We start from the raw sequence: 15,348 nt of genomic DNA, 5'->3' as shown, positions 1-15,348 counted from the left end.
GGCGTCACCCGATTCGTTTCGTCGATGCCGGAAGGTGCCACGCCGCCAGTTCTTCTCGGATGTAAGGGAGCGTCAAGAGGAGCTGTTTCACCGCCTCGACGTCGAGTTGCTCCGTGTTGTTCGAGTTGTATTCGCCTTGGACGGTCAGCTCTTGGCTGCCTTCACTGAAATACTTGTCATAGTTGAGGTCGCGGTTGTCGGCCGGGACGCGGAAGAAGCCGCCCATGTCCTCGGCGACGACATGCTCTTCGCGCGTCATGAGCGTCTCGAACGCCTTCTCGCCGTGCCGTGTGCCGATCACTTTCACCGGGTTGTCGACACCGAACAGCTGTTTCAGCGCCTCGGCGAGCACACCGATTGTCGAGGCCGGTGATTTTTGGACCATGATGTCGCCGGCGTGCGCGTGGTTGAACGCGAAGACGACGAGTTCGACGGCATCGCTCAAACTCATGAGGAAACGGGTCATGAGCGGGTCGGTGACGGTGAGCGGTTCGCCTTGTTTGATCTGTTCGACGAAGAGCGGGATGACCGAGCCGCGCGACGCCATGACGTTGCCGTAACGGGTGCCGCAGATGAGCGTCTGCTCCGGTCCGACGGCGCGTGCCTTGGCGACGAACACTTTTTCCATCATCGCTTTCGAGATGCCCATCGCGTTGATCGGATACGCCGCCTTGTCGGTCGACAGGCAGATGACTTTCGCCACGCCCGCCTCGACGGCCGCGTTCAACACGTTCTCTGTGCCGAGGATGTTCGTCTTGACGGCCTCGATCGGGAAGAACTCGCACGACGGCACTTGTTTGAGCGCCGCGGCGTGGAACACGTAGTCGACGCCGTACATCGCGTTCTTCACGCTGTTCGGGTCACGGACGTCACCGATGTAAAATTTGAGTTTGTCGTCGTTGTAGCGTTTACGGATGTCTTCTTGTTTTTTCTCGTCACGCGAGAAGATGCGGATTTCTTTAATGTCGGTATGGAGGAAACGCTCCATGACGGCGTTGCCGAAAGAGCCGGTCCCGCCCGTGATGAGGAGTGTCTTGTTCGAGAACATGAGGAGTCTCCTTTCTAGGTGTGTGATCAAGGATGTCAGGAGTCGTGTATGGAGTCTTTTACCCGCCAAATTTGAAATGAATTGGTAATACGAGGGAAGCGTCTATCATTTTTTCGCAACATGCGTCATCTCTTTTTCTTTCAGCGGGACGGACGTCGGCGGGGTGACGCTCCCTTCGATGATGCCTTCTTTGAGCAGGACGTTGCGGACGGTCATGGCGAGGCAGAGCAAGTCGAGCCGGTGACCCATATGACGGACGTAATCGCCGTCAAGCTTCGCCTTCACGTCAATCGGCAGCTCGTCGCGGCCTTTCACTTGCGCCCAACCGGTCAGGCCGGGCACGACATGCGTCGCCCCTTCCTTCCGCCGCGCCTCGATCAAGTCGTCCTGGTTCCATAGCGCCGGGCGCGGCCCGACGAGCGACATGTCGCCTTGCAGGATGTTGATCAACTGCGGCAACTCGTCAAGGCTCGTCTTCCGGAGAAAGGCGCCGATTTTCGTGATGTGTTTCGTCGCGTCGTTGAACAAGTGCGTCGGCACGTCGTTTGGCGTGTCGTCCCGCATCGTCCGGAACTTATAGATCCAAAACAGCGTCTCGTCCCGTCCGACGCGTTGTTGTCGGAAGAAGACCGGGCCTCTCGAGTCGAGCTTGATGAGGACGGCGAGCATTAAAAACAACGGGGCGAGCACGACCAGGGCGGTCGCGCTCACGAGTACGTCAAAGCGGCGCTTCTGGTTCAAGTAGCGCATCGTTCACACCTCCTTCGTCTCGTGACGGACCGGCCCTTGTTTCCACACCTCGCGCATGACGTAGTCGGTGTACGACAGCAAGATGCGCAGCACCTTGTCCGACACGTTCGGCATCGCGTAGTCGGCGACGAGCCGCAGCGGCGTCTCTGTCTCTTCGAGCACGCGAAGCGCCTGGAGCACCCGGTCGCGCTTCAGCCCGACCATCATCGCCGCCCCTTCTTCCATCGCTTCCGGCCGTTCGTGCGCCTGCCGGATGTTGAGCCCTTTCAGCCCGAGGATCGAGCTCTCCTCGCTGATCGTGCCGCTGTCGCTAAGCACCGCCTTCGCGTGCAGCTGTAGCTTGACGTAATCGCTGAACCCGAGCGGTTTGAGCGTCTGGATGTGCGGATGGAGCGGTACGCCCGTCTCGCGGATCCGTTTCGCCGTGCGCGGGTGCGTGCTGACGATGAGCGGCACGTCGTACGTCTTCGCGACGGCGTTCAGCGTCTCGATGAGGTCATAGAAGTTCTCGTCCGAAGAGATGTTCTCGTCCCGGTGCGCCGAGACGACGAAGTAGCCGCCTTCCGTCAACCCGAGCCGTCCGAGCACGTCCGAGCGGTCGATCTTGTCGCGGTGGCGCGTGAGCACCTCGTACATCGGGCTGCCCGTCTTGATGATGCGGTCGGCCGGGAGTCCTTCTTTCAACAAGTACTCGCGGGCGATGTCGCTATACGTCAAGTTGACGTCGGCGATATGGTCGACGATGCGGCGGTTCGTCTCTTCCGGCACCCGCTCGTCGAAGCAACGGTTGCCCGCCTCCATATGGAAGATCGGGATCTTGTGGCGCTTCGCGGCGATTGCGGCGAGGCAGCTGTTCGTGTCGCCGAGGATGAGGACGGCGTCCGGTCTCTCCGCGGCGAGCACCGGGTCGACGGCGATCAAGATGTTGCCGATCGTCGCCATCGGTCCGTCGGCCGAGGCGTCGAGAATGTAGTCCGGCGTCTGGAGCCCGAAGTCTTCGAAGAAAATCTCGTTCAGTTCATAGTCGTAGTTCTGGCCGGTATGGACGAGGACATGGTCGATCGCGTCGGACGCCTCGAGCTTATGGATGACGGCAGACAAGCGGATGATTTCAGGCCGTGTCCCGACGATGGTCATCACTTTCAGTCGCTTCATGGGGTTCCCTCCTAGGATGTGTGATGGATGGATAGGATACGGAGCTTCACTTGGGCGAATACTTGACGGATGAGCCCTTTCTCACTGTCGTCAAAGGCGAGCAGCCACATGATGACGGTATAGAGCAGGACGAACCCGATGCCTTTGACGGCGAGACCGAACAAGTTCGTCGCCGGGAACAGCTGTTGGATGCCCCAGCCGAGCGCCGTGTAGATCGCGAGCCCCGGTAACAGTTTCAAGTGGCACGCCCGGAAGAAGCCGGCGACGTCGAGCTTCAGTACGCGGTAGTAGATGACGTTCATGTAGAGGACGAGCCCGACCGTGTTGCCGAGGCAGATCGCGAAGGCCGCCCCGATCGGTCCGTAGATCGGGATGAGGAGCGGCGACAACGTCATGCTGATGACGGCGACGATCAAGGACGCGTACGCCCGGTACTTCACTTTGTTCTCGGCGATGAGCGTCGTGTTGCCGATGTCTTGCGTCAGCGTCACGAGGCTCGGGGCGACGAGGAGGAGCGCGATGTAATACGAGTCGTTGAACGCCTCCCCGACCCATAAGTGCATGAACTCGCGGCCGAGGATGAAGAACGACGTGACGATCAAGCCGACGATATAGAGCTGGATGCGGCCGATGCGGACGAAGAGCGTGGCGATGGCGCCCCGGTCGTCGCGCGAGATCATCCGGCTCACTTTCGGGAGGAACAAGAAGCCGAGCGCCGAGGCGATCGTCCAGACGTAGCCTTCGATGACCATCCCGACCGAGAACAAGGCAATCGAGGCGCTGCCGGCGAGCATCCCGAGCAGGCTCGGGGTGATGTTCAAGACGAAGCGCTGGGCGACGAGCGTCACCGTGCTCCACGACGTGAAGCTGAAGATATCTTTATAGATGCCGGGATCCCGTTCGGTGAAGTTGGCCCGGACCGTCGTCTTCCGCCGGATGAAGACGTACTCGATCAACAAGACGAGCGTGCCGACGAAGGCGTTGACGAGGACGAGGGCGTACAGCCCGTATCCGAGGACGAGCGCCGTCACCATGAGCACGACGGTCGCAATCTTTTCCCCAAGATGGAGCGCGCTCGCGAACAAGAACTGCTCGTGCGAGACGAGGATGCCCGAGAACGGCTTCGTCGGGAACGACACGACGATGAAGAGACCAGCGATGATGTAGAGCACTTTAAGCGAGTCGAGCTCACCCGGCGTCAGCCCGGCGTAAATCGAGTCGAGGAAGAAGTAGACGACCGCCAAGATGATGAACAACGCGACGGCGAGACCGATGAACAGCTTATAGGCGACACCGAGGAACCGGGCCGCCTTCTCTTCTGACCCTTCGGCGAGATACTTGCTCATGAACCGTGACACGGCGGCGTCGAGACCGAAGTCCATCGCGAACATGCTGATGAGCGAGATGGTGAGCATGTAGAGCCCATAGCTCGCCTGGCCGATCTCTTGGATCATCCACGGGGTGTAGATGAGTCCGGACAGGATGCCGAAGAAGATTTGTGTGTACGACATGGCGGCCCCGTATTTGATTTTTCGCGTGCTCGCGGCCTCATCGGGCTCGACGCGTGTCGACATGTGGGTTCACCTCTCTTTCTTATTGCCAGAAGAACGTGTACACCGGTGCGTCCTGCAAGAACAGGAGCAACAGCACCGTCACCGCCGCGTAATAGACGACGAGACGTTCCCGCCGCTCGAACGTCTTGATGATCTCCGGGATCATGAGGAGCAAGAACAGCGTGAAGTATTGGACGAGCCGCATCATCGACGGGTTGATGAACGTGAGCGGCAAGAAGCACGCGGCGAGGAACAAGGCATTGAAGTAATGGATCGCCTGCGGGTTGTTCGTCAAGATCTCATCCCGGCGCCAAAGGGCGACGAGCAGCACCGAGAGCAGCATGACGCTGAAGTTGACAGCCCCCGCCCCTTCGAGCGCCGAGTACGTGTCGTACCCCGACAGCGAGACGAGCAAATTGAAGAACGGGCCACGGAAGGCGAACAAGGCGGCGATGATGCCGAGCATCCCGAGAATGTACGGTTTCGTCAGCCGCTTGTCGGCGAGGAAGTAAAACGGTAAGAAGATGAGTGCCGACTTATGGATCGTCAAGGCGACGAACAAGATGGCGAGGAAGGCGACGAGCCGCTTCGCCCGGATGAAATGGTAGCCGATCAAGACGACGAGCGCCGTCGCCACCGTCTGCCTTAGCCCCGTGACGGCGAAGAACTCGTAAAACAGCACCGAGAACAACAAGAAGCTGATGAGCGGCTCACTCGAGTACTTGTAGATGAAGTAGCCGAGCGGGATCATGAAGAGGAGCGCGATCAACACCAAGTACACTTGATAGTCGGTGATGACGAACTGGACGAGACGTTGGAACAAATAGTAGCCCGGGTCCTCGCTCTCGGTGAAGACGATTTTGAAGAAGTCGTTCGTCAAGGCGGACAGCGGTAACTTTTCGGTCTCGAGGAAGAGCACCTTATACTGTGCCGTGTCGTCCCCGACCGTGATGTGGCGAAAGCCGGAGAGCACGATCCATTGAATCGTCGCGAACGTGACGAACCAGCCGCGTTTGTACGATGCGTCGCTTCGCATGAGGAGCATCGCCCACATGACGAGGAGCGCGAGATTGACGAGATAGATGGTCATGGGTTCTCCTCTTTTCTACCGATAGATGAGGTTCGTGACGCCCCGGTACAGCGTCAGCATGTTCGACACGGCCCAGCCTTTCATCCGGTGCGTGCCATACTCGAGCGGGCTGAAGTAGTCGCGCACGTTCCGCGTCGCTAAATATTCATCGCGCACGTCGGTCGCGTCTTCTTTGAACGTGTGGCGCAAGATGATCGGGACGAGCTCTCGCGAGTCCCCTCTTCGCTCGACGCGCAAGAGGAGCGTCCGCAAGTAGCGGTTCGACTCGAGCTCGGCGCGATGCGCGATCTTTTTCGTCTGCTGCGCCCCGTGGATGCGCGAGTAGACGAGCGGCTCGTCCGTCAAGAAGTAGTCGAAGCCGTCGAGCGCGAACTCGACCCAGCACATCCAGTCTTGGATGAACTTGTCCTCGAGCGAGAAGCGGTGCGCGCGGAACGCGTCACGCGGGATGAGGAGCGCGCAACCGTTGAGCGACGCCGTCAGCATCAAGTGTCGGAACATGTCGTTCGAGGCGTAAAATCCATTGAACTTGCGTTGATAGCGGCGAATCGGGGCCCCGTGTTCGTCGATGAACGCCGTCCCCGTGACGAGGATCGTCCGTTTCGCGTCGAGCCGTTCCCGCTCGAGCGTCTCGATTTGCGCCTCGATTTTACGTGGAGCGTACAAGTCGTCGTGGCTGAGCCAAGAGAAGAAGTCGCCTTCCATCTCGTCGATCCCGCGGTTGAGCGCGCTCGAGACGCCGCCGTTCTCTTTCTCGATATACCGGATTTTGTCGCCGTAGCGCCGGGCGACATCCGCCGTCTTCCCGCCGTCGGTCGACCCGTCGTTGACGACGATGACCTCGACGTGTTCATACGTCTGGGCGAGCGCGCTGTCGATGCAAGCCGCCAAATAGTTGCTCCCGTTATACACCGGGATGATGATCGAGACGAGTGGTCTCATAGCGCATTCCTCACTTTCTCGTAACGGAGCGTCTCATAGACGTCCAAGTAGTCGCGCGCCCGGTCGTGAAGGGCGAAGTTCGTCCGGGCGTGGGTGACGCACGCGTCGCTGTAGGCCGCCTTGCCGCGCGCGAGGACGCGGTCGATGCCGTAGGCGATGTCTTCGAGCCGCCGTGTCGAGACGACGGCACCGGTCTCATCGGTGACAAGTTCCGGGCTCGCCGTCGCGTCGATGACGACGACCGGGGTACCGCACGCCATCGCCTCGACCGTGACGTTGCCGAACGACTCTTCTTCCGACAAGTTGAGGAACACGTCGGCGAGCGCGTAATAACGGGCGAGCTCGCGGGCGTCGTTCGTCTCCGGCACATGGATGACGTTGTCCGGAAGCGTCGCGTCGTCGAGCCGACCGATCAACAGGAACGCGTCATCGGGTCGGGAGCGGGCAAGGTCGAGGAAGGCGGTGAGCCCTTTCGCCTCGCCCCACGTGCTCGCGACACCGAGCAGGACGGTCTTGCCGGTGAGGCCGAGACGCTCCCGCAGCGCGGACGTCTCGACCGGCCGGAACACGTCGAGGTCGACCCAGTTATGGATGCGTCGGATGACGTTCGCCTGCCCGAGAAACGAGAAACGCGCCTCGGTCGTGATCCAATCGGAGACGCCGACGACGCCGAGACGCGGGATCGCCGTCAACCATCGTCGTTTGTCCGCGAGCATCTCGCTCGTCCGGTCGAACAGCCAGCTCGGGATGTCGGACTTTAACAGCGGACAGCCGCCGCAGCCGTGCTGCCACTTGTCGCATCCGGCGGCCGCGTAGTGCGTGCACTTCCCGGTGAAGAACCAACAGTCGTGGAGCGTCAACACGGTCGGGATGTCGCGGACGGCGAGAAAGTCGAAGAGCGTCTTCAGATGGAGGTAGTTCGCATGCAAGTTATGGAGATGGACGACGTCCGGGCCGTAGCGCTCGATCTCGCGCACCAAGTTCTCGGTCGCGAGCCGTGAGGCGTACCCTTGCCGTCCGGTGATGCGGGCGTGGAGCGCGTGCAGTTTCACGTCGACCGCATCCCCGATGACGTAACTCCCTTCGGTGACCGGTCCCGTCGAATGGGCGACGCGCGTCTCGTGCCCATATTCGTGATGGACGGCCGCGAGTTCTTTACAGATCCGTCCGGTGCTCTTCACGTCATTGATCGCGTTGATGTGGAGGATCTTCATCGTCGTCACCTCACTCGTACGCGTAATACGTACGGCGTCCGCTCGATGGCCGCTTGTTGAGGACGAGGCCGAGCATGTGCGTCCCGGTCCGTTCGAGCTGTTCTTTCGCCTTCAACACGAGCTGGCGGTCCGAGTTCTCACAGCCGATGACGAGAATCGTGCCGTCCGACACGTTCGCGAGCAGCCGCGCGTCGGCCACTTGCATCATCGGCGGCGCGTCCAAGATGACGATGTCGTAGTCGGCGCGCACGTCTTCAAGCAACTGCGTCATCCGTTCAGAGGCGACGAGCTCGGTCGGGTTCGGCGGGATCGGGCCGGCGGCGAGGAGCGACAGCCGCGCGACGTCTGTTTTCTGGATGGCCCGGTCGAGTGGGATGCGCCCGACGAGGATCGTCGACAGGCCGGCATGCGCCGACGTCTTGAACGTGAAATGCGCGGTCGGTTTCCGCAGGTCGCAGTCGATCAACAGGACGCGCTTGCCGAGCTGGGCGTAGACGACGGCGAGGTTCGCCGCGGTCGTCGACTTGCCCTCGCCGTTCGAGGCGGACGTGACGGTGATCATCTGCAATTTCTGACCGATCGACGTGAACTCGAGGTTCGTCCGGATCGTCCGGTACTGTTCCGAGATCGGCGACTTCGGGTTCGCGAGCGTGATCAAATCGCGCTGACCGTAATCAGGAAGATTGGCGTTCTTTTTTCGCAGAAACATGGGGAAGGTCTCCTTTCACGTCAGGTACTTTCGGCTTCTTTACTTTCATATCGCGACGTTCGATGACCGGCACCGAGCCGATGACCGGCAAGTCGAGGAGTCGTTCGGCTTCCTGTTCGGTCTGGATGCGTTTGTCGAACAAGTAGCGTAACAGGCCGATGAGAGCACCGAAGAACAGACCGACAAAGACGCCGATCGCCGTGTTGATGAGCAAGTTCGGCGAGACCGGATCCGTCGGTACTTCGGCCGGCGACAAGATGCGGACGTTGTCGATGTTCATGAGGTCCGGGATCTCCGCGGCGAACACTTCGCTGATGACGTTCGCCGTCTCGGCTGCGCCCGCGGCGTCCGTATGGGTCACGACGACGTTGATGACTTGCGAGTCTTCCTCGCTCTCGACGGTGATGGCATCCGAGATCGGATCCGGTGCGTTCGGCACGCGCTCTTTCACTTCGCTCAAGATGGCCGGGCTCTTCATGATGACCCGGTACGTGTTGACGAGCGAGAGCGACGACAACACTTCGGAACTGTCGACCCGGTCATTTTCTTGTTTCGTCACGAGGAGCACTTGTGTCGACGCCTCGTACGTCGGCTGGATGAACGTCGAGCTCAAGTAATAGGCAGCGAATCCGCCGATGAGCATGAAAGGCACGAGCAGCCACTTGCTCTTTTTCAGCACCTCGACGAGATCGCCGACGATCGTCGTTTGATCGTTCATGGATTTTTCCTCCCTACAGACAGAATGGACGACAGAAATAAGGCACAAGTCTACCGTAGTACCTTCTTACCCCGTTCATCTTGATAATCAGAGAGATAGATTTATCATTTTTTCGCAACATCATGTCATGTTGCCGTTCCGTTTCGTTCTTTGTCTTTTTAGGAAGTTGGACCTAAAAAAACGACCGCCTCGCGAGGAGACGGTCGTTCACTTCAGTTCGCGATGCAATTCGCGGTCGGTGATGTAGTCGGGTTCGAGTTTCAAGATGACCCGGTCGAAGGCGCGCTGGAGACCGAACATTCCCATGCAGAGCACTGCGAACAGGAGGAAGAAAGACGGACCCGATGAGCCGGAATCGTACCAGCCGAGGAGTGCGTACAGTAGAATCAATCCGCCTAACGTCAGCCAAAACGGCAAGCGGACGAGCCGTTGATACGTCGCATTGTCGTTGAACGAGGCCCGGATTGTGCCGAGTCTCCATTCGCGAACAGCTAATGGGATGACGCCAAGAAACCCGATGCCGAGCACGACGAGTTCGAATTCAGTCACGTACTGGACGAGCGATCCCGTGATGATGGCCGAGGCGGCTCCTAGTATGAACGTCTTTGTCTTCCCTTGCCGCGCGTACTCGACGAGTTGGCGCATATGTTGTTCGCGTCTCATGAGAGTCCCTCCTTGGTAAGTCGTTAACTGTTATACGGAGCAATCTTTTGAATGGTTTCAAAAACCGGATGAAGCGTGTGCTCCATCCGGTACGATTATTTGATGATGACGGTTTGTGTCTGTTTCACATACCCTGTCTTTTGTTGCGTCACGAGCAATCTTTTCCCTTTTGGTTGCGTCGGGATGCTCACCCGGTACGTCCCTTTGGCGTCCACTTTGACGGTCTTCCCAATCATCTTGTTATTGGAGAACACACGGACGAGCGATCCCGGTTCACCTTTTCCTGTGACGACGCGTGAAGATGCCGTAGCGGTGAGTGGCGCCTGCACCCCGAGGACGGTGCGCTGTAGGATGGATGACGTATTCCCTGCCTCATCCATCGCCTGCACCGTGACGACCTCACCAATTCGTAACTTTGGCAGATTGAGCGAATAGACGCCGGCTGTCGTGGTCTTCGTCGTCAATCGCTTCTTGTCGTGGCGAACGACGATGGTCGAACCGGCTTCCGCACGTCCGAACACACGGGTCGAGCGGTCGGTGAGCGTTGACATCGTCGCGAGCGTTGGCGGTGTCGTATCGAGCGGTTGAATCGTTTGCGTCGTCTCGTTCCCGTCCGCGTGGATCAAAACAAGCGTGAGCGGTTTAGTTTGCGGCTTAAAATCGAGCCGGAAGAAGAACGTCGTCTCGTCTTTCGCAAGCACGGTCTTTCCTTGGCGCAGTTCTACCCGCACCGGTGTGAACGCCATTCGTTCGAGGTGTCCGGTCAGACGGGTCGATGCATCGGTCAACGTGTCCATCAGCCTCAATGTGACGTTCTCGCCTTCCTGCACATACGTCTGTGCCCCGTCGCTTATCTTTCCGTCTTGTAGTTGAACGACACGGATGCCGATTCCTTGAGGCAACTTCCGCTCAAGCGGGATGCGGAAAGAACCATCTGTATTGACCGTCGCCTCGCCGAGACGGAACCCGAACTCGTTCCACGCCTTCACGACGAGCCCGGGTGTCCCAGAACCGGTGAGACCGAGCGCGTCACTCGTCACCGGATGAAGAATTGGGGCGCCTGGTTTCACTTCAGAAGGAGGCACAATCACGATGGGCGGGGTTGGTTCGTTAAACGTTCGAGAGACCGTCGCGACAGTCGGATCGCTCGGATAATAGCCGTCTGCCGTTTGTGTGATAGAGACGATTGTGCCTGCCGGGAGCAGGCCTTTTAACGGACAGCTGAACGTACGATCAAAATTGACGTGGGTTTCGCAAAGTTTACGGTTTGTTGCGTCGTTCACGGTGATGATGTTATCCTCTACCCACTCGGTTTCAGTCACACGTCCTTCGATGTATGTACTTCGATCCGTTATCTTCTGTACAATCGGCGAAGATGCTTTCGTCGCCTCGACTACTTCAATCACTTCCTCATGATAAACCTCTCCGTCCCTCCCATCGACGATTTGGACCGTGAAACTCGTCCCTGCATTAAGTGGTTTGTTCAAATGCATCTCACATTTATAGTTATCGATGTACCTGTAATCAAGAAGCTCACCTTGATCATTCAAGGCAATGATTCGATACATCCCATCGATGTAAGGATTTGTGCAGAGGGATGCCCATCTCGTCTGATTCGTAATCGTTTTTACGAAGTCAATCGATGGTGATTCAACTGTTGGATTTTCATCCTCGTTCCTCGACAACACTTTCACTTTTGTTTCTCCAAGTTTTTCGTCCCAGTGGTCGAAGAAAGTGAGAGTTAACACTTCATCCATTTCAACTTTTCTATTTAAATGAACCACTCGAACGCCTGTCCCCAGCAAAATATCAAGTTGATCGCGGACTTGGATTGTTGAATACGCTGCTGTATGTTGATCAGTATAGAACGAGACATTTTCTTCCCCAACCCTAATCTCCTCAGTAAGCCACGGAAGCTTTGCACGAGGGTTTCGTACATTAAGAATTTTCGAAGTTCCTTCACGCCCCCATATACTGTATGGCGTGACTATGATTTCTTCTCCCACATTCAGACGTACTGGGAGTATTAAAGAAAATCGAGTATCGTATGAAGTTGTGACTTGCCCAATCATCGTTCCATCTTTTCGTTCAAAATAGAGTTTGGTGTCTTTCAAAGCAGATCCTGTGATTTCGGCTTGATCTCCATAATAGTGATCGAGTGTTAAATCAAATGATGAATTCCCCGCTGCTACAATCTTTTCGGCGAAAGGGCTTACTTCGCCCCGATCATTGACAAGTCGAACTAAAATTTTATCACCTACATACAGACGATTGAAGGTAGTTGGGAGTGATAAACGTCCGTTATAATTCTCTCCGGTCCTAATTCTCAAATCATTGACATACCACTCAACAATTGTGCCAGGTGTCGCTTTGCCTTCAACTACATACGTGTCCTCTGTAATTTCATTTAAGACTGGGGTCGTGATTCCAATGGACCTCGCCTTCACAATCCGTTCCGCAATCAACTTGTTGTTCAAATAAAATAATATTTTTTCACCTGGTTCAAGACGATAATTGATTTCAGCCCATACATTTCTCCCTACATAACGGTCCTGAAACAAAACCTTGCCGGACTCATTCTGAATTTTTAACGCCCCATTAGTCGGAAGCGCTATCTGTATTCCTACATCACCTTCGAGTATCTCAGGAACAACTAATTCTTCAGCCTCTACCCCAATCGGCTGCAACAACGACACGACCATTAATCCGATCATCAACCACAAAACTATCCGTTTCATTCATCACGACTCCTCATTCTATATAATCTTCCTGCTCTATTATAGATTAGGAAAAATATAACAAATGCTGTTTTTCTTACAGCTTGCGAATGAGATTTTTAAAATTGAAATTTATTTTTGTCAGTACGTGCTCAGCGAATCAAAACATTATATAGAAGACAAAATAAGGGTAAATGTGTCCAATAAAAGAAATCTGAAAATTCCTAAATGTAAGCGTTGACATTTCGTTTTGACGCATGCTACATTTCAAATATCAAATAACAACTGAATGGTTTCCTGCGCAGGAATGTTACCTTCATGGGCATAACCTGGCTCGAGTCAAATCGGCATACGTCTTGTTACGTATCCATTTGGCTCGAGTCAGGTTTTTTATTTGAACAAATCCAACTTGACACTCCCACGATTGAAACCGTGGGATTCTGAAGTGCTTGTGCGAGCGCAGTCCATTTCTGTTTTGCTCAAGCCTTCAGATGAGGGTGTGCCATCACCCCTCCTGAGACAGACCATATAGGTTCTCAGGCTGATGGACTGTTACCATCCACCACAGGTCGTTGCAGGTGTGTCCACCTGATGTTTTAGCGTCTTTTACGTGACGACAGGCATCGTTTTACCGGTCACATGTTTTCGTGACCGAACCGGATACGATTCTCAAGGTGCGATGGACACGGGCGTTTTAGAGACTTGTACTTGTCTATGGAATATATATACCCGAATGTCGTATGTTCTTCACATCCGAACTCACTTTCATCCCATGCCTAAAGGCGGGCTATGCCCGGTATCGGCTTTCCCGTTCGTAAAATCTGTAAAGGAATGAGACGGACATGAAATACGAACAGCTCGCACGCGACATTATCCAACAAGTCGGCGGCAAAGAGAACGTCAACAGCGTCGTCCACTGTATCACCCGTTTGCGGTTCAAATTGAAAGATGAAAATAAAGCCAACACGGAAGCCATCAAAAATATGGACGGTGTCGTCACCGTCATGAAGAGCGGCGGCCAATATCAGGTCGTCATCGGTAACCACGTCCCAGACGTATATAAAGCGGTCGTCGAAGTCGGCGGCTTCCAAAACCAATCGCCAATCGAGGACGAGGACGGGCCGAAAGGATCACTGTTCAGCCGTTTCATCGACATCATCTCTAGCATCTTCACCCCGATCCTCGGCGTCTTGGCCGCGACCGGGATGATCAAAGGGTTCAACGCCCTCTTCGTCGCCCTCGGTTGGTTATCTGCCGAATCGGGCACGTATCAACTATTGAACGCTGTCGGCGATTCGCTCTTCTACTTCTTCCCGATCTTCCTCGGGTATACGGCCATCAAGAAATTCGGCGGCAGTCCGTTCATCGGGATGGCCATCGGGGCATCGCTCGTCTACCCGACGCTCTCGACGCTCACGGCGGGCGACCCGCTCTACACCGTCTTCGCCGGCACGATATTCGAGTCACCGATTCACATCACGTTCTTCGGTGTCCCGGTCATCTTGATGACGTACTCAACGTCGGTCATTCCGATCATCATCGCCGCGTTCTTCGCCGCGAAACTTGAGAAGTTCTTGAAGACGGTCATCCCAGACGTCATCAAAATGTTCATCGTTCCACTCCTTACGTTACTCATCATCGTCCCGCTCACGTTCATCTTGATTGGACCGATCGCGACATGGGCCGGGATGTTGCTCGGTAGCGCCACAGTCGCCGTCTATAACTTGAGCCCGCTCATCGCCGGTCTTTTCCTCGGCGGTCTCTGGCAAGTGTTCGTCATCTTCGGCCTTCACTGGGGCCTCGTCCCGGTCGCCATCAACAACTTGACGTCACTCGGCTCGGATCCGGTGCTCGCACTCGTCTTCGCGGCCTCGTTCGCCCAGATCGGTGCCGTACTCGCGGTCTTCCTCCGCATCAAGAATCAAAAAATCAAAACACTCAGTATCCCGGCCTTCATCTCAGGCATCTTCGGGGTCACCGAGCCTGCGATTTACGGGGTCACGCTCCCGCTTAAAAAACCGTTCATCATGAGCTGTATCGGTGGTGCCGTCGGTGGTGGAATCATGGGGGTTATGGGCACGCAAGTGTACATGATCGGTGGCCTCGGCGTCTTCGGCTACCCGTCAAACATCTCACCTGAAGGGATCACGGCCGGTTTCTACGGCGCCCTCATCGGGACAGCAGTCGCCTTCGTCGTCGGTTTCGTCTTGACGTACTTGTTCGGCGGCGTCAACAAAGCCGTCGCGGCGACACCGCAACCGGAAGTCACACCGGTACGTGAAGAAGTGTCGGCAACAAAAATCGGTCAAGAGTAAGTGCTCAGCCCGCTCGCCGGGGACGTCGTCAAACTTTCTTCGATCTCTGACGTCGCCTTCTCATCCGGATCCCTCGGACAAGGCGTGGCCATCGAACCGACGGAAGGCCGACTCGTCGCCCCGGTGTCAGGGACTGTCTCGGCGCTCTTCCCGACCCATCACGCCATCGGCATCACGACCGAGACGGGCGCGGAAGTGCTCATCCATATCGGCATGGACACGGTCCAATTAGAAGGCAAACATTTTAAAGCGCACGTCGCGCAAGGCGAGTTCGTCGAGAAAGGGCAACTGTTGATCGAGTTCGACCTCGACGCAATCATTCGCTCTGGCCGCGCCCTCACGACGCCGGTCATCGTCACGAACCGGAAACAGATTGCCCCGAGTCAGGCGTCACGCGTCCAAACGGGCGAAGCATTGTTTGTCATCAACGAATAACCGCGGGAGGGTGCGTCCCTCCCCTATTTTAGAAAGGAT

The 15,348-nt window shown here is 56.4% G+C and carries 11 protein-coding genes and 1 pseudogene; 1 reads left to right on the top strand and 11 read right to left on the bottom strand.

The window, feature by feature from the left end:
* Nucleotides 1–4: 4 nt before the first annotated feature.
* The 11 genes from P398_RS0105685 to P398_RS16880 form a co-directional block, all read right to left on the bottom strand.
* Nucleotides 5–1,048 carry a polysaccharide biosynthesis protein gene (locus P398_RS0105685; protein WP_024370709.1) on the bottom strand — a complete coding sequence of 348 codons (1,044 nt, stop codon included), beginning with the start codon at nt 1,046–1,048 and terminating at the stop codon, nt 5–7.
* Between the two features lie 105 nt (nt 1,049–1,153).
* Nucleotides 1,154–1,798: a sugar transferase gene (locus tag P398_RS0105680; RefSeq protein ID WP_029334391.1), complete on the bottom strand. Its 645-nt coding sequence runs from the start codon at nt 1,796–1,798 to the stop codon at nt 1,154–1,156.
* A 3-nt stretch (nt 1,799–1,801) separates the two neighbouring features.
* Nucleotides 1,802–2,953, bottom strand: coding sequence for a non-hydrolyzing UDP-N-acetylglucosamine 2-epimerase (gene wecB, locus P398_RS0105675; protein WP_024370711.1), 1,152 nt, complete (start codon nt 2,951–2,953; stop codon nt 1,802–1,804).
* Between the two features lie 11 nt (nt 2,954–2,964).
* Complete coding sequence (locus P398_RS0105670; protein WP_029334390.1) at nt 2,965–4,527, bottom strand: oligosaccharide flippase family protein; 1,563 nt, start codon at nt 4,525–4,527, stop codon at nt 2,965–2,967.
* A gap of 19 nt (nt 4,528–4,546) precedes the next feature.
* Nucleotides 4,547–5,596, bottom strand: coding sequence for an EpsG family protein (locus tag P398_RS0105665; protein ID WP_024370713.1), 1,050 nt, complete (start codon nt 5,594–5,596; stop codon nt 4,547–4,549).
* Between the two features lie 15 nt (nt 5,597–5,611).
* Complete coding sequence (locus P398_RS0105660; protein WP_029334389.1) at nt 5,612–6,538, bottom strand: glycosyltransferase family 2 protein; 927 nt, start codon at nt 6,536–6,538, stop codon at nt 5,612–5,614.
* Complete coding sequence (locus P398_RS0105655) at nt 6,535–7,752, bottom strand: glycosyltransferase (RefSeq protein WP_029334388.1); 1,218 nt, start codon at nt 7,750–7,752, stop codon at nt 6,535–6,537. Before P398_RS0105655 ends, P398_RS0105660 begins: the two co-directional genes overlap by 4 nt.
* Nucleotides 7,753–7,762: 10 nt before the next feature.
* A complete protein-coding gene (locus tag P398_RS0105650; protein ID WP_029334387.1) occupies nt 7,763–8,461 on the bottom strand; it encodes a CpsD/CapB family tyrosine-protein kinase in 699 nt (232 codons plus the stop codon).
* Entirely contained in the window at nt 8,427–9,179 is a 753-nt protein-coding gene (locus P398_RS0105645) for a YveK family protein (RefSeq protein ID WP_024370717.1), read from the bottom strand. Before P398_RS0105645 ends, P398_RS0105650 begins: the two co-directional genes overlap by 35 nt.
* A gap of 207 nt (nt 9,180–9,386) precedes the next feature.
* Nucleotides 9,387–9,842 (bottom strand): hypothetical protein, encoded by a 456-nt coding sequence (locus tag P398_RS0105640; RefSeq protein ID WP_029334385.1) that lies wholly within the window; start codon nt 9,840–9,842, stop codon nt 9,387–9,389.
* A 95-nt stretch (nt 9,843–9,937) separates the two neighbouring features.
* A complete protein-coding gene (locus P398_RS16880; RefSeq protein WP_029334384.1) occupies nt 9,938–11,599 on the bottom strand; it encodes an Ig-like domain-containing protein in 1,662 nt (553 codons plus the stop codon).
* 1,802 nt (nt 11,600–13,401) lie between these two features.
* On the opposite strand from P398_RS16880, the pseudogene P398_RS16065 reads away from it, so the two are divergent.
* A pseudogene (locus P398_RS16065) lies at nt 13,402–15,309 on the top strand (beta-glucoside-specific PTS transporter subunit IIABC).
* Nucleotides 15,310–15,348 lie beyond the last annotated feature (39 nt).

Origin of the sequence: Exiguobacterium aurantiacum DSM 6208, assembly GCF_000702585.1 — a bacterium.
In the GTDB taxonomy this organism is placed as follows: domain Bacteria; phylum Bacillota; class Bacilli; order Exiguobacteriales; family Exiguobacteriaceae; genus Exiguobacterium; species Exiguobacterium aurantiacum.
Note: the sequence above shows the minus strand (reverse complement) of the source record. Positions and strands in the feature narration are given on the sequence as shown.

Bases quoted from the DNA above. Each gene is read 5' to 3' on its own strand.
- P398_RS0105655 (WP_029334388.1), bottom strand. From the start codon at position 7,752: ATGAAGATCCTCCACATCAACGCGATCAATGACGTGAAGAGCACCGGA.
- P398_RS0105665 (WP_024370713.1), bottom strand. From the start codon at position 5,596: ATGACCATCTATCTCGTCAATCTCGCGCTCCTCGTCATGTGGGCGATG.
- P398_RS0105680 (WP_029334391.1), bottom strand. From the start codon at position 1,798: ATGCGCTACTTGAACCAGAAGCGCCGCTTTGACGTACTCGTGAGCGCG.
- P398_RS0105650 (WP_029334387.1), bottom strand. From the start codon at position 8,461: ATGTTTCTGCGAAAAAAGAACGCCAATCTTCCTGATTACGGTCAGCGC.
- P398_RS0105640 (WP_029334385.1), bottom strand. From the start codon at position 9,842: ATGAGACGCGAACAACATATGCGCCAACTCGTCGAGTACGCGCGGCAA.
- P398_RS0105685 (WP_024370709.1), bottom strand. From the start codon at position 1,048: ATGTTCTCGAACAAGACACTCCTCATCACGGGCGGGACCGGCTCTTTC.
- P398_RS0105645 (WP_024370717.1), bottom strand. From the start codon at position 9,179: ATGAACGATCAAACGACGATCGTCGGCGATCTCGTCGAGGTGCTGAAA.
- P398_RS16880 (WP_029334384.1), bottom strand. From the start codon at position 11,599: ATGGATGAAGTGTTAACTCTCACTTTCTTCGACCACTGGGACGAAAAA.
- P398_RS0105660 (WP_029334389.1), bottom strand. From the start codon at position 6,538: ATGAGACCACTCGTCTCGATCATCATCCCGGTGTATAACGGGAGCAAC.
- wecB (WP_024370711.1), bottom strand. From the start codon at position 2,953: ATGAAGCGACTGAAAGTGATGACCATCGTCGGGACACGGCCTGAAATC.
- P398_RS0105670 (WP_029334390.1), bottom strand. From the start codon at position 4,527: ATGTCGACACGCGTCGAGCCCGATGAGGCCGCGAGCACGCGAAAAATC.